General features: G+C 59.7%; 15 protein-coding genes and 1 pseudogene. 6 read left to right on the top strand and 10 right to left on the bottom strand.

Annotated elements, in window-relative coordinates; all coding sequences use genetic code 11:
• Positions 1 to 2: 2 nt before the first annotated feature.
• The gene (locus tag K9B37_RS19380; protein ID WP_224315177.1) at positions 3 to 677 is read left to right on the top strand and encodes an HAD family hydrolase; all 675 of its coding nucleotides are present in this window, start codon (positions 3 to 5) and stop codon (positions 675 to 677) included.
• Positions 678 to 861: 184 nt separating this feature from the next.
• Here the strand turns inward: K9B37_RS19380 and K9B37_RS19375 are convergent, their stop codons facing one another.
• A complete protein-coding gene (locus tag K9B37_RS19375; protein WP_224315176.1) occupies positions 862 to 1,116 on the bottom strand; it encodes a hypothetical protein in 255 nt (84 codons plus the stop codon).
• Between the two features lie 1,124 nt (positions 1,117 to 2,240).
• Here K9B37_RS19375 and K9B37_RS19370 point away from each other — a divergent pair.
• The 5 genes and pseudogenes from K9B37_RS19370 to K9B37_RS19350 all read left to right on the top strand — a co-directional run bounded on the left by K9B37_RS19370 (position 2,241) and on the right by K9B37_RS19350 (position 10,415).
• Positions 2,241 to 3,296 carry an NAD-dependent epimerase/dehydratase family protein gene (locus K9B37_RS19370; RefSeq protein ID WP_224315175.1) on the top strand — a complete coding sequence of 352 codons (1,056 nt, stop codon included), beginning with the start codon at positions 2,241 to 2,243 and terminating at the stop codon, positions 3,294 to 3,296.
• Positions 3,297 to 3,300: 4 nt separating this feature from the next.
• Positions 3,301 to 5,349, top strand: a complete 2,049-nt coding sequence (locus K9B37_RS19365; RefSeq protein ID WP_224315174.1) for a glycosyltransferase family 2 protein — start codon at positions 3,301 to 3,303, stop codon at positions 5,347 to 5,349.
• Positions 5,350 to 5,371: 22 nt separating this feature from the next.
• Positions 5,372 to 6,988, top strand: coding sequence for a DUF6212 domain-containing protein (locus K9B37_RS19360; RefSeq protein ID WP_224315173.1), 1,617 nt, complete (start codon positions 5,372 to 5,374; stop codon positions 6,986 to 6,988).
• Between the two features lie 93 nt (positions 6,989 to 7,081).
• Positions 7,082 to 7,229: pseudogene (locus K9B37_RS25070) on the top strand (IS6 family transposase); the annotation flags it as partial.
• Between the two features lie 222 nt (positions 7,230 to 7,451).
• Positions 7,452 to 10,415 carry a cytochrome P460 family protein gene (locus K9B37_RS19350; protein ID WP_224315172.1) on the top strand — a complete coding sequence of 988 codons (2,964 nt, stop codon included), beginning with the start codon at positions 7,452 to 7,454 and terminating at the stop codon, positions 10,413 to 10,415.
• A 199-nt stretch (positions 10,416 to 10,614) separates the two neighbouring features.
• Here K9B37_RS19350 and K9B37_RS19345 read toward each other — a convergent pair whose 3' ends face one another.
• The 9 genes from K9B37_RS19345 to K9B37_RS19305 all read right to left on the bottom strand — a co-directional run bounded on the left by K9B37_RS19345 (position 10,615) and on the right by K9B37_RS19305 (position 20,011).
• The gene (locus K9B37_RS19345) at positions 10,615 to 10,929 is read right to left on the bottom strand and encodes a DUF4387 domain-containing protein (RefSeq protein WP_224315171.1); all 315 of its coding nucleotides are present in this window, start codon (positions 10,927 to 10,929) and stop codon (positions 10,615 to 10,617) included.
• Between the two features lie 11 nt (positions 10,930 to 10,940).
• Complete coding sequence (locus K9B37_RS19340; protein ID WP_224315170.1) at positions 10,941 to 12,299, bottom strand: acyclic terpene utilization AtuA family protein; 1,359 nt, start codon at positions 12,297 to 12,299, stop codon at positions 10,941 to 10,943.
• A gap of 184 nt (positions 12,300 to 12,483) precedes the next feature.
• Positions 12,484 to 13,473, bottom strand: coding sequence for a sigma-54 interaction domain-containing protein (locus K9B37_RS19335; RefSeq protein WP_224315169.1), 990 nt, complete (start codon positions 13,471 to 13,473; stop codon positions 12,484 to 12,486).
• A gap of 15 nt (positions 13,474 to 13,488) precedes the next feature.
• Positions 13,489 to 14,577, bottom strand: a complete 1,089-nt coding sequence (locus tag K9B37_RS19330) for a C45 family autoproteolytic acyltransferase/hydrolase (protein ID WP_224315168.1) — start codon at positions 14,575 to 14,577, stop codon at positions 13,489 to 13,491.
• Complete coding sequence (locus tag K9B37_RS19325) at positions 14,553 to 15,551, bottom strand: ABC transporter ATP-binding protein (protein ID WP_224315167.1); 999 nt, start codon at positions 15,549 to 15,551, stop codon at positions 14,553 to 14,555. The genes K9B37_RS19330 and K9B37_RS19325 overlap by 25 nt, the downstream gene beginning before the upstream one ends.
• A complete protein-coding gene (locus K9B37_RS19320; protein ID WP_224315166.1) occupies positions 15,548 to 16,537 on the bottom strand; it encodes an ABC transporter ATP-binding protein in 990 nt (329 codons plus the stop codon). Before K9B37_RS19320 ends, K9B37_RS19325 begins: the two co-directional genes overlap by 4 nt.
• A 1-nt stretch (position 16,538) precedes the next feature.
• Positions 16,539 to 17,441, bottom strand: coding sequence for an ABC transporter permease (locus K9B37_RS19315; protein WP_224315165.1), 903 nt, complete (start codon positions 17,439 to 17,441; stop codon positions 16,539 to 16,541).
• The gene (locus K9B37_RS19310) at positions 17,438 to 18,445 is read right to left on the bottom strand and encodes an ABC transporter permease (protein WP_224315164.1); all 1,008 of its coding nucleotides are present in this window, start codon (positions 18,443 to 18,445) and stop codon (positions 17,438 to 17,440) included. The genes K9B37_RS19315 and K9B37_RS19310 overlap by 4 nt, the downstream gene beginning before the upstream one ends.
• A gap of 36 nt (positions 18,446 to 18,481) precedes the next feature.
• On the bottom strand, positions 18,482 to 20,011 hold the full coding sequence (locus K9B37_RS19305; protein WP_224315163.1) for an ABC transporter substrate-binding protein: 1,530 nt from the start codon (positions 20,009 to 20,011) through the stop codon (positions 18,482 to 18,484).
• Positions 20,012 to 20,123 lie beyond the last annotated feature (112 nt).

Genomic DNA, 20,123 nt, shown 5'->3' with positions numbered 1-20,123 from the left:
CGATGAATTTCTCTCGACCAGCGCGGCGCCCAGCGGCTGTCCTCTTCGATTGCGACGGTGTGCTGGCCGACAGCGAACCTCTCGTGAACCGGGTAATCGCAGCGGACCTCACGCTCCGGGGATGGCCCATGACGTCCCATGAGGCGGGCAGCATCTTTCTCGGAACCGCGCTGCCCGACATGGTGCCGCGGATCGAGGCGATGGTCGGGCCATTGCCGACGGACTGGATGACCCTGATCTCGCACCGCGTCGCAGCGGTCATGAAAGAGGAAGTCGAGCCCGTTTCAGGGGCGCCGGAGGCGCTTCAGGCCATCGCATCATTTGGAATCCCATTTGCGGTCGCCTCCAATTCGACCCGCCTTGAGCTTGATGCGAAGTTGCATAGGCTCGGCTTCAAACGTTTATTTTCAGGACGCATCCTATCCTTCGAGGACGTACCGCGGCCCAAGCCCTGGCCGGACATCTACCTGGCGGCAGCTCTGGCCTGCTCCGCCGAACCTGAGGATTGCGTCGTCGTCGAAGACAGTCTGCCCGGCGTGCGCGCTGGAGTAGCTGCAGGCTGCAGGGTGCTCGGTTTCGCCAAGGAACTCAGTTGCGAACAGCTCGCGATGGAGGGCGCGTATTCCTTCACGGATATGAGGCAGCTCCCAGCTCTCCTGGGACTCGTAGAGGACTGACGGTCAGGGCATCGTCGCCGCACCCGCAGTCACGCAAGGGACATGTCCCTTTTAAACTAAGGAGGCGGCATTGGGTCCCGATTTATTGATCTCAAATGAGAACGCCTGCTGCGACCGTCCGGTTCGTTCATAACCTCATCATCGGTGGTAAAAGAGCCGCCTAGGAGGCGGCTCTTTTATTAAATCAATCGTCCTTATGGATGATGACTTTCTTCTGCGTCGTACCAAAACCGTTGTTGTGCTTGATGACGACCTTCTTTCGCACGGAGCCGGTACGGACAACATCTACTCGGTGGCCCACAGCGCGCCCATGCCGCCACTGCTCATGTCCGAAATCGGAATTTCCACGATGCTTGATAATCGTGGTTTCGGCGAAGGCGGGAGCCGTAGCCGCGAGGGCAAGAGGTGCCACCGCCGCGAGAATAATCAGCTTCTTCACGCGAACACTCCTATGAAGATTGAAGTGTCATAGGAACGGTTTCGTTCCAGCATGGTTCCCGGAGATGATCTCAAACTGGAGATGCGTTATCTACTATCGCATTTCTGGGACAACCATAGGAAGGACGGTACTGAACGGCTCTCTGCCAGAGGTGAGTACAGCCGCAATGGCGACACCGGTCACAATTACCGGCAGCTCGCCATTCAATTCCATTGTCTGGCCGTATGTGCTTAACGTGAGACTTTGACTACTTACTCAACCGAAACTCGAATTTGCGAAACAGCTTCGTACTCGACCATGCTCACCCATCGCTCAGCCGCCTAGCAGGCTCTTCTCAGGATCGTGAGGAAAGCGACAGGGGAAAGGTGTCAACATGAGTAGACCATGCTCGACATGACGCACACGCATTGAGATGTAATACGAGTCCGGAATGTAAGTCACCGACGTGCATACAGCCGCGCGAACTGCGCCGATGATGAAGGCTCACCATCGCTGAGCACAGCTCCCTCCAGCCAGGGAGCCGATTGGAAAGCGTGGGATTCTGTAGAGTAGATCTGAGACGCCTGAAGGTAGTCCCGTTAACGGCCAAGTAAACGTATTAGGATCGCAGACTTGTGGACCAGATCCATCATGGAACGCCCGATAGATCCTGATGCTCTTCACTCCGTCATCATCAAAGCGCCCGCGCTCGGATGCAATCGCTCCCGAGGCTTCCTCCACTTCCTATCTCCAGAGCTGCCGGGGAGCGTAGATCAAGTCGAACTGCGGAACAATTGGCTACATTTTAAGTATTTTAATCCTCAATTCAGGACTTATTTCAAAGCGTCAAATTTAGATTGAATTTACTTCGAATTTATAGCCAATTTTATGACAACAATATTTATTGTTTACAACAATATTTGGTTGTAGCCATCAAATTGACCGGCTAATAGCTAATTTTAGCTGGGCGCCAACAGCATGAATGTCTACTTGAATAAGGATTTGCACCCAGCCATGAACGCCCCCTCATCCAATGTCGCTGCATGGTTAGATCAGCCTCCGACGTCACGAAGGCTGGATGTGCGCACGCAAATAGCCGCCTTGTTGCAAGGACCGTTTAACTTGCGACCGCAGTTGCAGCGCCGATGACCTCCGCAATCGATATAGATTACAGGCCGAGCGACTTATCCGGGATGGAATGCCTTGTCTTGGGAGGCGGCGGCTTCCTTGGCATAAATCTCTGTAACCGCCTCGTAACATGCGGCGCATCGGTCACAGCACTGGGACGTTCGCTCGCTTGGCCGAATGCCCTTGATCCGCGTGTCGGCTGGACGCTGGGTCATCTGGATGACATCGCGCCCCTCAAAGAGGCGATCCGCGGCCGGGATGTTGTCTTTCATTTGGCGAGCTCTTCAATTCCTACTGCTTCCAATCAGAATCCCCTCGCGGATCTCGAGGCGAATGTGCGGACTACGGTTCAGCTGTTGGATGTTTGCCGCGGCAACGGTGTGAGAAAATTGATCTTTGCGTCCTCAGGGGGTGCCGTCTACGGACGATCCGAGACGTTGCCCATCCCCGAGAATTCGCCTACGGAACCAATGTCGGCCTATGGTATCAGCAAGCTAACAAGTGAGAAATATCTAGCGCTCTATAGGCATCTGCATGGCCTCGACTACCAGATCTTGCGCGTGGCCAATGCCTATGGGCGGTATCAGGTGCCGCACCGAGGTCAGGGCGTCGTAACGACGATGATCAGTCGCGCCTTGAGTGGTAAACCGCTTGAGGTCTGGGGTACCGGTCATGCTGTCCGTGACTTCGTGCATGTCGATGATGTCGTGGCAGCCATGATCAAAGCGTGCTTCTACACGGGGCCATGCAAAATCATGAATGTAGGGTCGGGATCTGGCCTCAGCATCAACCAGCTCTGCTACGACATCGAAACAATTCTCGCGCGAGGTCCCCTGCTTAGAACCTATAAGGCAACTCAGACAAACGGCGTACCAGCGAACATTCTCGACACGTCGTTGATCAAGCGCGAGTTGAGTTGGCAGCCCCGCGTGTCTTGGCTGGCAGGTCTACGGCACACCGTGCATTGGATGGCCGAGGCAACCCAGCCTAGAATTCGCGCAACCTCTGGAGGCGAAAGAATAATACGATCGAATGAAGAGAGGCCGGCGGCCTTCGCAACTCAACGAGGTTAGGATCTTGCAGGAAAAGCGGGTCCCTGAAGATGCCGATCGCTCGGCCGTGCGAGTTGCGATCATCATACCGGCCTATGGGCAACCATCGCTCACGGCTGAGGCGTTGCGCAGCGCCCTCAATCAGCGAACGGATTTTTCCTACGCGATCGTGGTTGTCAACGACGGTTGTCCTGACCCCTCGACACGAGATGTTTGCCTGACTTTCGCGACCGCCAATCCGGGTCGCATATTCTACCTTCAGAAAAGCAATGGCGGTCTCAGTGCCGCACGGAACACGGGAATCGATTTTTCACTTGCTGCCTTTCCCGAACTCGAAGGCGTCTATTTCCTCGACTGCGACAACCGGATCGGACCATACCTACTGCAGCGCCTTCTAACGGCATTACGCGCCAGCGAAGAACATATCGGCTGGGCTTATACCGATGTCGACAAGTTCGGTTTTGTCGAATTCGGTGACACCTCCGGCCCCTACTCGCCATTAGAGCATCTTTTCCGCAATGTCAGCGAAGCGGGCAGCATGGCCGCCAGGCGAATGCTCGATGCCGGCATCCGCTTCGACACGCAGATGCGACGGGGCGTCGAAGATTGGGAGTTCTGGCTCCATGGCCTTGAAATGGGTTTCCACGGAGTGCATGTCCCCGATGCCGGCTTTCGCTATCGCCGCCGCGGCGAGAGCATGTTGGTTGCTGCAGAACGGGACTTTGGACCGATCCTCGACTACATTCGCTCGCGCCATCCCGCGCTCTTCCTGCCTGGGGCGCTCCTCGCGCGCGAGATTGCCGAAAAGTCGCGCTACGCCGTTTATCATCCCGATACTGGACGTGTCAGTCGTCTGACTGCTCCTTCAGAGCGCGAGTTCCTCGACCGTGACGACTATCTGAGGCGACTTCTGCAGTCGTGCGAAAGGCCGGATTATGGCCGGTGTCCGGGGCATCTCGTGGTGATGGACGAGAACCTGTATGATGTGCTGGCCGAACGCCGCATGCTCGCCGGGATCCTTTGGACTCTTGAATGCACGGTCAGGCGCGCAACGTTCGCAGCCGTAAACTTTCGCTCCATGGCCGATTCGAAGACAACGCCACGCTGGCTTCGCGAGAACATCCTATGCGATCGCAGCGCGGGAACGGTACCTCTGCCGGAAGAAGTGCAGATCATCGCACTCGAAGCGAGCGTCTTGCTGGCCCATGCCCGACCGGGAGGAAATTTCGAGAGTCTCGCCCTACAAGCCGCGAAGAGAAGTGAAGGGCTTGTACTTACCGCGAATATTCCCGACCTACTCTCTTCGGAGCGGAACGCGGCCGCGGCCTTGACGAATCTTGGCAAAGCGTTGGCCGATATCGCCCTTCGCGAGCACGCCCATCTATGGCGTGCCGCTCCCCTCATCCGCTATCGATCGCACCCGGCCATGCCTCGCGATATCTACGCCCATCTTGGTCTACCCTCGATCTTCCCCTGCGATGTCCCGGCCAGCAGCCGACAGCGGGCAGCGCTGATAGTCGAACCGGGGACGTCAGATGCGCTGGCTGCAGCGGACCGAATGCGTGATCGGCTTGGCCGACAGTGGAATGTCGATCTCGTGATCATCGGAGACGAGATCGAGACGAGCCTCTTGGCTTCGCATGACTATACCGAGATCGTTCTGCTACCTCGTGAGGCTTTGCGGGTTTTGTCCGGGACGGCCGATCACCGCATTTATAACGGCACCGCGATCCCATGTCTTGATGGCTTTGGAAGTGAAGACGCCATCGCCACCCTTGCGGCCTATCAACTGGTCGTTTCGGTAACAAGTCACCTTGCTCACCCGCTCATGGGCTCCCTACGACAACTGAAAGTCGAGACCTGCTGCTTGCTACAGGCCGCCAGCTCCCATCGTTCCCCAGGCGAACTCGTCAATGCCTGTGCCGCGTTTGAACAGGCCTATGACTCCATCGTCGCTGAGGACCGCACCGCGCTTCATCTCTGCAGCGCTCTCGGAATTCCACAAAGGAAACTGCACCTTTGGCACGACTGGCGGCCATGGCGAGAAGCACCGCAGCCGTCGCTCGAATCATGATAACCCTAGAGATGCTCAGCGCATGATAATCTACGCCGAAAAAGCATGCTTCCCTTCCCTTTACGAGGCGCTCCCCAAACTCCTGCTGCTTGGATCGCCGGAATCGGTCACAGAGTTGAACGAGCAATTCCTGTGGCTTGCAATCTACCGCGACTGTCAGGATCGGATTGTCCTGACATCGGCGAACAGACAGCCGATGCCCCAGCCCGAACTTCTGCCTCTCGAGGTGCCACCCGCGAATGTCTGGGCGATGTGGGTTCCTGCGGTCGGCGACGAGGGTATCGCGAAATCGTTGATGCAGTGGTGGGCGGCTGAGGGCGGCGATGCAACGGTGCCAGTGTTGGTCCATGGTGACCGAGCCACCTTGGACAGGACGTTGTTGGCTCGGTCGCTCCATGAAAGAAGTCGACTGGTGAGCGCCAACGAGCGCCTGCTATGCGATCTCGCTGCTTTGCGCGAGAGCTTCGAGACCCATATCCGGATTCCCCGCGAAGTGGAGGAACTGCTTGAGAATCTGCGCCTCGCGCCGTTACGCCTTGTTCTCACAAACCCAGTGCCCACCAGTGACATCTCGGTCCCAATGTATGGACCGATGGATCGCCCTTCGGGGGAAGGTGCATCAATTCGGCAGAGATTGCCGATCTCTGCACACGGCTTTGCAGGCCTTGACCTCTCCATCACGCATCCAGGAACCGGCGAAGGCCAGTTGCATCTCGATCTGATCGTGCGAGACGAGGGTTTGACGCTCGCGACATGGCGGGCGCCCTTCCACAAATTGCATCGAGGTCTTCTGCCCGTGCGCCTGGGGAAGGTCATGACGCAGCATTGGCGTTCGCTTGAGTTGCACATTGCGGCCGAGGGGGCCGGCGATCCTCCACGTCTTGCCATTGCACCGACTGGGCTTCTTCCGGAGTATTCCTTGATTCCGGCAATGGGCGCTGATGCACAGCCAGAGCCCTCGATGCTTGTCATGCGACTGTGGGGGGGACTTCCAGGGGTCGTCACCAGCGTCCGCGGCAACGCCTCGGCTCTGGGACTACCCCCACCTAACCCGGTGATCCCTATCGACGAGACGAGCATCGCTGGCGTGCGCCTCACGCGTGAAATCAATGCGTCTTATCCCTGCTTCGGCCACCTAGGTGGTGACAGGGTGCTGCTGCGGCCATTTCCGAACAAAGTCTCGGCTGCAGTTGTTGCGTTGCCGGCCATCGCTCACCTTGTCGCGGTTTCCTGTTCGGTGGCGGTCGATGAGAAGCGGTGCGAGACGCGGAAGCTCGGCGCGCGCCTCGTTGTTATGGCTCCAGGCCACAGCCCCGACGAAGCGGAGCGTGGTGCAGGGGCTCTTGCGGTAAGCGAATGGGTTGAACTGGACCACCCACTCGAAGCACGAACGCTCAAGGCGCGCCTTTCGGAACCGCATCAGGGGCCCCTTGATCTGCATCTCTTTACGCGCTTACCCAAGGGCGGCGCGATACAACATGTACGCATGGTGTTTCAAGGCTTCGAGGCCGAGATTCAAGAACACGCGATCGGGAGTATGTCGACGCTGCTTCCCTGCAGTGAAGAAGAACGACCGCCTTGTGCTGACAACAGCAACATCAGATCAGCGCGATGGGATCTGGAAGCAATGTCACAGTAACCGTTGGTCAGCGGCTTATGGCTTAAAAGCGGCGGCTCGACCAGTCCCGTCAATTGCAAGCGCCATCAGTTACCAGATCATCACCCATACAGTCTGCTCTACTTTCAGTGTCCTCTCAGCCCCGGCTCGTCGAGCAGATGCCACTGGCGCAGGCATTGTCGTCTCCCACGAAACGATCCGGCGGTGCGGAAAGAAGTTCGGTCCGGGGTATGCCCAACGCCTCTGTCGCAAGCAGCCAAGCTACTTGCTGATCGGACCCGTGAGGAAACAAGACGTGGCGTCATGGAAAGCCGCGGCGGGCGTGCTCGCCCAAAGCCAACGAAGCAGGGTAGGTTACAGTATCCTCGGATTAACGTAACATTTCCCCTGTAGGATGGAACGAGTTATCGGAAGCCCAAAGTGGGGCTTGCCAAATCCGCATGTTTACCGAAAGAGAGAATGCTCTGCTTGTTTCGGGTTCGTCATGCGCCTCAGATTGACTGTTGCCGTCGCGCTCTGCGCCGCTCTGCTCCTCCCATCTATGGCGAATGCGTCGGAGCAATGTCCCGCGCAGCAGGAAACTCTCCAAGTCCCGACGGACCTCGCGCTTTGCGCAAGCCTGGAAGACGATGTCCGTAAGCCCAGCCAGTTCACCTTAGACGTCTATCAACAGAAACTCGGCATTTATCTGAGAGCTTATTGTCATCGAAACCCTGGCTCCGGATGGAAGACTGACAAGACCATCCGCGATACCGGCCCGTTTACGGCGGCTCTCAAGGACGAAAAGTGGGTCGGGACCTATCATGGAACCCATGCTCCTGTGGTGATCTGGTATTCGCCGGAGATGTATGCCTGGCTCAAAGTCAACCGACCGGCGGACGAGCATATTGCCCCGACGAACCCGGCGCCCGTTCCCAACGGGGCCATGATGATCAAAGAGATGTACCCGGCACCGGCCGCTGCCTGCCGAGGCATCGATGTGAGCCGGCTCCAGCCGACGAGCGGTGCCGCCGTCATGGTCCGCGACAACCAAGGTGCTCACGATGGTTGGTTCTGGGGCTGGTTTGGCTGGAAGGGTTGGGAGCCCGACTGGCCGGCGCAGGCCGGCAATGGATATCCGAATATGGGGTTCGGGCAATACTGCGTGAACTGTCACGCTTCTGCCAAAGACAATTTCACCTTCGCAGCTCTGCGGAACATTAAAGGCGAGGCGGGCAAACCTCTCGCGTTCCTAAGCCAGCATTGGTTCCAAAAGCAGGGGACGCAGCCAGACGAGAATTTCGCCGCTCTGCTCAATCACCTGCGCATCGTCCAGGAATCGGACGATGTCACCTCTCAAGGGGCAGCGGCCCACTCTGGCTATGATCCTGCATTTACGCAGTTCTTCGGGCTGCCGTTCACAAAGCCCGAACGATTGCCGACTCTGGCCATGCCATCCCAGACATATGACAATGTTTGGGCTCGAGCAGGGATGCCCAAGGCGCTTCAGCCCTTCCTAACGTCGGATCAGTGCATCGGATGTCACGATGCAGGATCGACGGGCCTCCAATTTGACATGACGCAGCCCGGGCACGGCGGGAAGTTTCTCAACCTGTCACCTTTCGGGACGTGGAGTACGTCGCCTATGGGCCTGGCCGGCCGCGATCCGGTCTTCTTTGCCCAGTTGTCGAGCGAGACTAAGACCTTTCATCCGGAGTCGTCCAAGCTCGTGGAAGATACCTGCCTTGGATGCCATGGCGTCATGGGCCAAAGGCAGTTCAAGATCGACGAGAAAGTGGCGGGACGGGGCTGCACGCCCTTCTCGCGAGATGCACTCAATGCCACGCCATTCCCGGCAGGTCCCCACGCCAAGAACGCCGCCTATGGGGCTCTCGGGCGAGATGGGGTCTCCTGCACCACATGCCATACGATGGCGCTCAGCGAGAGCGACCGGGCTAAAGTAGCCGGGGAGCCTCAGAATAGCTGTGTTGCCGAGCGTCAGGCATTTCTCAATCCTGACAACAATGGATTCGCGAGAACGTTCACGGGAAGTTTCCTCACCGGCGCTCCCGACAAGATCATCGGGCCTTTTCCGGATCCGAAGGTCAAACCGATGGAAAATGCCCTTGGCCTGACCCCAGCCCACAATGCGCATATTCAATCCGCGGAAGTCTGCGGGAGCTGTCACACGGTTCATCTGCCTGTGTTGAACAAGGGCAAAGTCATCGGCCACACTTATGAGCAGACCACCTATGCGGAGTGGGCCTTCAGCGATTACAGAACAGGCAGGACGCCTGATGGCCTGCTGCCGATGGGGCCTGGTGCCAAGGCGGAAACCTGCCAGGGCTGTCACATGCCGAGCAAGGACGCCCAGGGCCAGCCTATCCGGAGCAAGATCGCCAGCATTCAAGAGCACAGCAATTTTCCTGAGGCCGATAACACCCTCGAGCCTGAAGATATCGACCTTGAGATCCGGGAAGGATTTGCCAGTCACGTTCTGGTGGGCCTGAACACGTTCCTCATCAAGATGGCCCAACAATTCCCAGATATCATGGGAATTCGAACGCAGGATCCGATGTTGACCCGAAAGGGACTCGATCCGCTCCTCTATACCGAGCAGGCAATCGCACATCAGGCAGAGGCGAAGACAGCGGATATTCGCGTCAGCAATCTCACGATGAACGAGGGCGCCATCGAGGCCAATATCCTTGTCACGAACAAAGCCGGACACAAGTTCCCGTCCGGCGTCGGCTTTCGTCGCGCCTTCGTCGAGTTCCAGGTTCTCGATCGGGATGGGGCGACGCTCTGGTCGTCCGGTCGGACAAATACCATCGGGGCCCTCATCGACGAAAAGGGCGAGCCGATCGACGGGGAAGTTTGGTGGAGCAGCGACTGCTCAGTGCGGAAGAACCCACTCGCGCACCAGCCTCATTACCAAGTCATTACTCAGCAGAACCAAGCCCAGATCTATCAGGAACTCGTATCTTCGCCCCCCGCAGATGGCCCGGCGCAGTGTGGGATAGGGTCCCGGCCGGCCGGGGAATTGACCACGAGTTTCCTGTCGATTTGCTCGAACGTGAAGGACAACCGCCTGCTGCCCAAGGGCTTCCTGAAACGCAATGACCGTATCGCCGTTGCGCAGGCTCTTGGAGCAGGATCTGATCTTGCTGACGAGGCCGGTCCTGCTCAGGTCGGAGACGATCCTGATTATGAAACCGGTGGAAGCGACACGATCCGCTACCAGATCGATCTTGCGCAGGTCAAAGGCGTTCCCGCGACCGTGCAGGCAACCCTCTACTATCAGGCGACGCCGCCGTTTTATCTGCAAGATCGCTTCTGCACATCGAAGGGCACCGATACAGAGCGGCTTTACTTCATGACCAGCCGCCTCAATCTCGAAGGGTCAAAGGCGGAAAACTGGAAGCTTCGGATGGTCAGCACAGGGCAGGTCGCGCTTCCCCAGCCGTGATGCGATGGACGTATCTGTTTCGAGCTGTCGCCAGGCAGGATCAGTTGATCGACTTCATGCTCTGAAAGCGGCACAATACCGGGGCAGCCTATCGCTTCCTGCGCAAGGCCCTAGAGATGGTGAGCGGGCATCCTCCCTTGTAGCAGAATGAAGTTCGAACCATCGGATCCCTCAACGCCGGATCCGATGGCTCTCCTGTTCAGATATCGACCGCCACGTCGAGCAGCGGCGCGTATTGCTGGGCGCCGAAAATATCGGAATCGCCCGCACTCCCGCTTGGCCGTACCCGATAGATCGTGAACTTAATCGCGCAGGCTGGGTCATATTCGACGAAATCGGCGATGCGTTGCTCCTCAATGTTGTAGAGCTTGGCGACCGTTGCGGGTGTCAACACCTTACATTGCCGGACCTTATCGTAGACGCTTCGGTCGGTGAAAATGATGTCAAAGGTGATCTTGTCCACACCAGCGTTCTTGCTGCGAATCGTCTTCGCAAGATCGGAGAGCTTCTTCATGGTCTGGGTCCTCAGGCGCCAATGGTGACCGTGTGGGTGGGGAAGAGTTCGAGGGGATCGTCCACAGCGAGTGTGTGGTTGACGGTCCAGCGGTGGGCCGGTGAGGCCTTGAGAACCTCATCAAGCACGAAGGCGACGCCACCCGCGGTTCCCTTCACGTCCGGCAGACGAGCGTAGAAGAGCTGGCGCGTGCCAGTCATGCAGACCTCCTCAGCCATCTCTGCGGTCGGCGCCACGCCCTGCACGACGATGCAGAGTTCGTGCGCCGGGCTCTTCACCGGCTCGAGATCGCCCATCACGCCGTTCTTGCCGAATACGTTGTAGTGCAGCTCGTATCCGCTCTGGCCGAAGCGCTCGAACACTTGAGCCTTGGCCCAGGCGATGACGTCGTTGATGTTCGCGATCGTGTAGGGGTCTCTCACCGACGCGATGCCGATATAGCGCTCGCCGACCTTTCCGGCACCTTCCAGCTTGACACGCACCCGTTCGGCCGGGATGAAGCGCTGCCCTGTGACGCGGGTCGTTCGCGGATCGATCTGCTCGTAATGACACTCGCGCATGTCGAGACGTCCGCCGGCGACGAATTCGTCGTAAGGGTTCGAGCGTTCATACATCGCGTGCCCGGCAACCGATGCGATGGTGCAGCGCTGGTCCGGATGCATAGCCGTGACCGTCACTCCGCTGCCATTCACCGCTCCGAGGACGGTCTCCTTCGCGCCGTAGGGCTCCGCGCAGAACGAGGCACACTCCAGCACCTTCCCAAGGTAATAAGCATCGGCTTCGCTCGTGCCGCGTTGGAGGGCCGCGGCCGCGAAGATCGCGCAGTCGCTCGAGCGGCCGCCGATAATGACATCGCAGCCCTCCTCCAGCAGCTTGAGGTACGGGTGAACGCCGGCCATGGCGACGATCCGGTCGGTCGCATCGAGCTCGGATTCGGTGAGCGCATCGCGCCCATCGAGGCCAAGCACCGGCTCATCGCTGCCGATGGCGCGGCGCACTCGCTCCTTGTCCACCTCGGAATAGAAGTAGCCGAGCTTGAAGGGCGAAAGACGATGCTTCTTCGCCAGTTCGCGGATGATCTCTACATAGCGGTCGACACGGCTGTTCGATCCCGTATCGCCTGCAGATCCGATGATCATTGGCACGTTGATCCGGCGGGAGGCCAGAAGCATGGCCTCCAGGTCCTGCCGCTGCCAAGCCTCAGGCGAGGTCGAGGTGTCCGTTCCGAGAGGAACCGGGCCGATGTCGTCGCTACCCGAATCTGCCGCAATGAAATCCGGCCCCGCCGCAACGCCGAGCAGGAAGCTCTCAGCCTTGAGCGGCGCAAAGCCGAGATGCCCGTTGGGGCAGATGATCTTGATGGACGACATGGCAGGCATTCTCCCGTGGGCGCCGTGATGCAATGCCCAGGGTGTATGCAAAGATCATACCAAGTCTCCATCGTCACTCTAAACTACTGTTTCACAAAGGAAAAAGCAGGCGCCGATGCGACCGAAAGCAGGCCTATCCACGCTAGGATGTGACTTCCACGCATAGACGCGCGGAATGCGCACATCAGGTGATGTCGAGCTTCAGCATCTGGTGCCGAAGGGCGTGTCGAGACAATCCCAGCCGCAGGGCAGCCTCCGTCAGGCTGCCGTTCGTGACGGCGAGCGCGTCGCGGATGAGTTTGATCTGGAAAGAGGCGGTTGCCCCGTAGTAATCGATCGGCCCCTTCTCGATCACCGTCCCAGCGGCAGCCTCGGGCGCCGACCCGATTTTCTCGCTTTCGCGCACGTCACGCAGGATGCGGGCCGGCAAGTGCCTGAGCAGGATCGTGTTCTCATCCTCGAGAATGAAGATGCGCTCGAGCAGGTTTTCAAGTTCGCGCACGTTGCCTGGCCAGCGGTAGCGCCGGAACACATCCGCGACCTCCGGATCAAGCCCTCGGACCACCCGCCCGTAACGGCTGCCCAGGCGGCGCAGGAAGTGTTCAACGAGCACGAAGATATCGTCTCCGCGCTCCCGCAGGGGCGGCGCGTTGATGGCGACGACCTGCAGGCGATAATAGAGATCCTCCCTGAACCGGTCCGCATTGACCTCCGACAGGAGGATACGATTGGTGGCAGCAATAAAGCGTACGTCGACCTCGACCGGGCTGATTGCCCCGACGCGGCGCAGGCGCTGTGTGTCAAGCACGGTCAGGAGCTTCGCCTGCATGACGAGATTCATGTCCCGGATCTCGTCGAGGAAAATCGATCCACCGTTGGCGGCTTCGATCAGCCCAGGCTTGCGGGCAACCGCTCCAGTGAAGGCGCCCTTCTCATGTCCGAACAGTTCGGATTCGAGCAGCTGGTCTGGAATCGCGGCGCAGTTCACGTCGATGAATTGCTGCGCTACCCGAGGGGATTGCTGGTGGACCAGACGGGCGATTAGGCCCTTTCCGGTTCCGGTTTCGCCATAGATGAGCACGGCTCGGGCCGCGCTCTTCGCGATACGCTCGATCAGCCGTCTCACCTCGACAATGGAGGGATGCTCGCCGATCACACCTGCTTCATAGGCCACTCTGCTCAATCCCGGCTAAAGCCGGCAGTCGAAGGAGCTCCACTCACCGGCACAAGGTTCACGAGAGGCAAAGTAGAGGCGACGCTCGGCTGGTGCAAATATCGCGCATGAGATCGTCCTGGAATCGCCGTCCTCACCGTGGCGGCATAGAGCCTCCTGGGTCCGATCCCCGTGGGAACCCATGAGGACGACGATCTCGTTCAGGGAGGGACTGTCGTCCTGGTCCGCAAGCCAGGTCCTTAGCCTCGCAAGGCGGCCCTTGGTGCTGGTAGACATCGGGTCACTGGCACCCGGAAGCCATGATGGCGCGCATTCGTTGGACAGGAAATGGTTCGTTCGCACCACGTAAGGAGACCGCGTTTCCACTGCGTGAACCCTGTACCCCAGCTCCACAGCCGCGCAGGTCCCCGTCACGTCAGCCATGACGATTGTGCCACCTCCCGCGTGTGGAACCTCCCTGATCATCTCCAAGGCCTCCGCTACCGTCTCGCAATTCCAGAGAAGTCGCGTCATGAGGAAGTAGCGCAGCAAGCCCGGGCCATGATCCCTTGTTGACACATGGGTGTCGACGAGGGCGAGCCCTTGCGCGTTCATTCCGCTCGAAAACGCGCCCGGACTGCCGAGGCTACCGACGCAGAGGACAGCCTTTTCAGGTTGGTTTGGGTCGCGATGGAGGAAAACGCGCTGCAGCACGGCATGTTCGCCGCGGTAATCTCGGTTCTTGACCAGGACAGGTCGCGAAGGCCCCCAACTCCAGGCGGAACACCCATCGACGGCAAGATCCGACAGGACTCCGAGATGCAAGTACGCAAGGACAGAGCTCGGCTCGAGATGAAAGCCATCCGCGATGCCCTGGACCTCGGCTGCGGCGTCAACGTCGAGAGTGCCGAGGAGCCTCTCCTGTTTAGCGAGAAAGGCCTGAACTGGCCGCCTTTTCAGCAGGCCTCCGGCCTGAGCGAGACGGGTACTGACGGCATCCTGCACCGCACCGATCGTGGCATCATCACAAAGCGATTGGGCCCAACCCCGGGTATAGGCGTCCCCGGTCAGCAGTAGCGGAGTGCCGGCCTCGACCCGCATCACGCCGCGTCCACTAGATGGCACGCCGCCGTTCTGTCGCTACCCACATTGCGGAGCGCCGGCACTTGGCGGCGGCAGCGGTCGACGGCAAAGGGGCAGCGGGTGTGAAACTTGCAGCCTGGCGGCGGCGCGAGTGGGGATGGCAGGTCGCCTGTAAGCTTCACCCGCTCACGCTTCGCACCGGCATCGATCTGCGGTACCGCCGAGAGCAGGGCCTTGGTGTAGGGATGCTTAGGCTCCCGCAGCAGCTCACGTGCCGGCCCGATCTCGACGATGTCGCCCAGATACATCACAGCGATGCGGTCGCTGACATGCCCGATCACCCCTATATCGTGCGAGATGAACAGGTAGGTCAGGCCGAGTTCGCGCTTAAGCGATTCAAGCAGCGCGATGATCTGCGCCTGGACCGAGACGTCGAGAGCGGAGACCGGCTCGTCGCAGACGACGAAGCTCGGATTGAGGATCAGCGCGCGGGCAATGCCAATTCGCTGGCGCTGGCCGCCGGAGAACTGATGCGGAAAGCGGCCGAGATGCGCGGTTTTCAGTCCCACGCTTTCCAGCATCGCCACGACCCGGTCGCGGATCTCGCGACGATGTGCAAGACCGTGGAGCGCCAGCGGCAGGCCGACGATGTCCTCCACCGACTTGCGCGGATTGAGGGAAGCGTAAGGATCCTGGAAAATGATCTGCATCCGGCGTCGCAGGGCAGTCATGTCCTTCTGGGGCAGCTTCGTGATGTCCGTCCCGTCGAAGGTGATGCTGCCACCAGTCGGCTCGTGCAGGCGTAGCACCGTCCGGGCAAGGGTGGACTTGCCGCAGCCGGACTCACCGATGAGGCCGAGCGTCTCGCCGGCCTTGACCGAGAAGGTCACCTTGTCGACGGCCCGAAGGCTCAGCGGCGGCTGGCGAGCGATCCGCTGCAGAAGGCCGCTGTTGAGCTGGTAGACCTTCTCAAGATTCCGGATCTCCAGCAGCGGATGGGGCTGCGCCACGCTCATTGCAGGATCTCCTCGACACGAATGCAGCGTGCCCTATGGTCGGGCCCGACATCAATCATCGAGATGTCGGTGCGGCACTTCGATGCTCTGAACTCGCAGCGGTCATAGAAGCGACAGATGCCGCCGAGGCCGATGAGTTCTGGCACCTGCCCCTCAATAGGCCTGATCGGCGCATCGAGATCGGACAGGCGTGGGATCAGCCCAATGAGACCACGTGTGTATGGGTGCTTCGGCCGGTCGATGAGCTCCCGCGTTGGCCCTGCCTCGACGACCTGCCCCGCATACATCACCGCCACTCGATCCGTGTGTTCGGCCACCACACCGAGATCATGCGTGATAAGCACCACGCTCATGCCGAGCTCGCGCCGGAGGTCGCTGATGAGATCGAGGACCTGCGCTTGAATGGTCACATCGAGCGCGGTCGTAGGCTCGTCGGCGATGAGCAGCTTTGGACGGCACGACAGGGCGATCGCGATCATGATGCGCTGGCGCATGCCGCCCGAGAACTGGTGCGGATAGTCGTCGATTCGCTTCGCTGGAGCCGGAATGCCGACAAGACGCAGCATCTCGATGGCTCGTTCCCGCACGGCTGCCTGGCGGCCCCGCTTTGGCAGATCCTCCGCGTGCGCAAGGAGGACCTCCTCGATCTGCTCCGCCACCGTGAGCGCCGGATTGAGGGCGGTCAGCGCATCTTGCATCGTCATGGCAATGTCGCGACCACGGAGCCTACGCCAGCCGTTGCTGTCGAGGCGACGCAGATCGACACCGCCGAACCGGATGGACCCTTCGGCCACATAGCCCGGCGAGCGCACGAGGCCAATGACGCTCGCGAAGGTGACGCTCTTGCCTGAACCGCTCTCCCCGACGATGCCAAGGCATTCGCCTGGATAGACATCGAGATCAACGCCGTCGACGGCGGTCACGAGACCAGCCCGCGTGGGAAAGCACGTCTTGAGACTGCGGACGGAGAGCAGCGGAGCGGACATGTCAGTCGCTGAACTTCGGGTCGAATGCATCGCGAAGGCCCTGGCTGGCGACATTGATCGAAAGAACAAGAGCAAGAATGGCGATGCCCGGGAAGGTACTGACCCACCACGCATCGAGAATGAAGGCGCGCCCATCCGCCACCATCGAGCCCCAGGAGGCGGTGGGCGGCTGAACACCGATGCCGAGGAATGACAGGCTCGCCTCCAGGATGATCACGTGCGCCATGCGGATGGTCGAGACCACAATCACCGACGACAGGATGTTGGGCAGAATCTCGCGGAACATGATGTGTAGCCGTGGTGCGCCGACGGCACGGGCAGCCTCCACGTATTCCATCTCACGGGCGGCGAGCACTTCACCGCGTACGACGCGAGCCGGCACGACCCATTCCTTATAGACCAGAGCCAGAATGATGTTCTGAAGGCCAGGCCCCATCATGGCCATTAGGGCGATAGCGAAGATGAGGTAGGGGAAGCCGAGCAAGATATCGATGACCCGCGAGATCGCGATGTCGACCCAGCCACGCAAATACCCTGCGGCGAGGCCCAGCACCGTGCCAATGACGGTTGCGATCAGCACGACGGCCAGCCCAATGGTGATCGAGATCCTCGTACCGTAGATGATCCGCGAGAGAATGTCGCGGCCCAGCGCATCGCAGCCGAGAACGTAGCTCCACTCGCCGCCCTCCATCCAGGCCGGGGGCTGGAGCCGGCGCAGCAGGTCGGTTTCGTAGGGATCCTGCGGTGCGAACCAAGGCGCCAGGATCGCCATCAGCACGAAGATCAGGACTACGATGCCGGCTGCCATGGAGAACCGGTCGGCGGCAAAGCGGCGCAGACTCTGCCACGCGGGCGTTTCGATCCGCTCGGGCGTGACGACGGAAGCTTCAACGGCGGCGGTCATAACCGGACCCTCGGGTTGAGCGTCGTGTAGAGCACGTCAGCGAAAAAGTTCAGCAGTACATACGTCACTGCATAGAGCAGCACGGCGGCCTGCACGAGGGGATAGTTGCGGACGAAGATACTCTCGACCACAAGACGGCCGAGGCCGGGCCATCCGAAGACGGTCTCGACCACCATATTGCCGCCAAGTAGCGAGCCGGTTTCTATAGCTGCGACCGTAACGGTGGGCACGAGCGCATTCTTGAGGGCATGACGCCAGAGAATGCGGCGGCGAGAAATGCCTTTGGCTTCGGCGAAGACGATGTAGTCCGAGCGCAGCACCTCCAGCATGGCGGACCGTTGAACGCGGGTGAGCACCGCCGCCATGGGGAGCGACAGGGTTAGGGCCGGCAGGATCAGGTGTGACAGTGCGTCGGCGAAGCAGCTTGGACGCCCACGCAGCAGACTGTCGACGGTCATGAGATGGGTCACAGGGGGAACCTCGCAACCGAAGTCCAGCCGTCCTGAGACCGGCAGAAGCTTGAACTGCACGGCAAAGAGGATGATGAGGATAATGCCGAACCAGAAGCCCGGCAGCGACGTGCCGAAGAGCGACCCTATTGCCGCCAGCCTGTCGACGACGCCGTTCTTCTTGACCGCCGCCACGACTCCCAGCGGGATTGAGATGGCAAGCGCAAGCAGCAAGGCCGCCAGCGTCAGCTCGATCGTGGCGGGTAGCCGCTCAGCGATAACGTCGAAAACCGGGCGGCGATGGAAGAAGCTGAGGCCGAAATCGCCGGTCAGTGCATTGCTGAGGAAGATGCCGAACCGCTCCAAAGCCGGGCGGTCCAGCCCCATGTCGTGGCGCATCGCTTGAACTTGCTCAGGGGTCGCCTGTTGATCGGCCAGCATGATCTCGACCGGATCACCCGGTGTCAGGGCCATCATCACGAAGACGATGACGCTGACACCGAGGAGGACCGGCACAAGCTGAGTGATCCGGCTTATGAGCGCCAGTGGTTTCATCAGGCTCTCCCCTGAGGGCTGAGGCGGTAATGTCGATTACTTCACACAGGCGTCGTGGAGGTTGATCCGGCTATCGGCACTCGGCTCCCAACCACTGACCCGTTTGGACACGCCGTATAGATCCTGCGGCAGCCACAGGAAGATCCACGGAGCATCCTTGTTCACGATGGCCTGAGCCCTCTTGTAGAGGTCGGCGCGCTTGGCCTGATCCACCTCGACATTTGCAGCATCGAGGAGAACGTCAACTTCCTTGTTGGAATAGTAGGCGCTGTTGCCGCGGTCTCCAGTGCGGAGTGTTGGGACGAAGATGTCCGCCGGATCGAGCGAGCCATTGCCCCATGACGTGAAGTACATATCGCCGGACTTGTCGCTCTTGGGCGCCCATTTTGCCCTTAGTGTTGAGCCTTCGCCGACATTCACCTTCGTACGGATTCCTGCCTTGGTTAGCATTGAGGCGACCGCTTCGGTGATCTCCTTGAAGGCACCTTCGGTGTCGATTGTCGCATCGACGCCGTTCGGATAACCCGCCTCAGCGAGAAGCTTCTTAGCTTTGTCAGCGTCGAACGGATAGGCTGGCAGATCAGGGTTGTAGCCAAATGCATCTGGACTCATGACGCCGTTGAGCGGTACGGCGGTCCCCAGCAGCACCTTGTCGATGATGAGTGCCTTGTTGATCGCCATGTTGGCGGCCTGGCGAACACGCGGATCATCGAAGGGCTTCTTCGTATTATTCAGGGCGACGAAGAAGGTGCGGGTGCCGTTGACCTTCATTACCTTCGTGTTGGAGTTCGTCTCAACCTTTTTCATATCGTAAGGCGGCAACTCGTTGATGATGTCGACCTCTCCAGCCAGGAGTGCTGCGACACGCGAAGCGTTCTCCGGGATGACACGGAAAATCACGCGGTCCACACAGGCCTTGCCGACCGGCGGAATCTCGGTCGCGCCGCCGTAATAAGCGTCATAGCGCTGCAGGATGATGGAATCGCCTTTGCGCCACTCCACGAGCTTGAAAGGGCCAGTACCGTTCGTCTGCGTCGCCAGCCCCTGAGAGCCGACCTTTTCCGTAAAGGCCTTGCTGACCACCTCCTGCACGGGCAGCATCGCGGGCAGGATCGGCCAAGGCTCCGACAGGCTGAACCGAACCGTCCTGTCGTCGATCTTCTTGATTTCCTTGATCGGACCGACGAGGTCCTTGCGCGGGCTGGTCTGCCCGCCCATGGCGTCGTCTTTGGTCAAGCGCTCGAAGGTGAAGACGATGTCATCCGCCGTCATGGGCGTGCCATCGTGAAAAGTCACGCCCTGCCGGACTTTGAAGTCATAGGTCTGTGGGTCGACCTGCGTCCAGGATTCCGCCAGTTCCGGAACAACCTTCATCTTGGCGTCGCGGGTGAGGAGGCCATCATAGATATTGCGAATGATGGTTTCGGTCTCGCGCTTGCGATGGTTGGCCGGGTCAAGCGTCATTGCGTCGAGCGTAAAGCCGACTCGCAGCTCACTCGCGGAAACCGGAGCGAGCATTGCCGCCGAAAATGCGAGAGCCGTGATCGTGGAAGACCTGTGAAACATTCTACCTCTCCGTTCCGCCGCTGATATTCCCTCAGATTTCATTTTTTGCGGACGAAGGATGGGAAGCAAATAGCATGCCAGCCACGACTTCGAGCGAATTTGATAGCAATAG

The organism is Microvirga puerhi (genome assembly GCF_020089865.1).
GTDB lineage: Bacteria > Pseudomonadota > Alphaproteobacteria > Rhizobiales > Beijerinckiaceae > Microvirga > Microvirga puerhi.
This window is presented reverse-complemented; position numbering and strand designations above follow the sequence as displayed.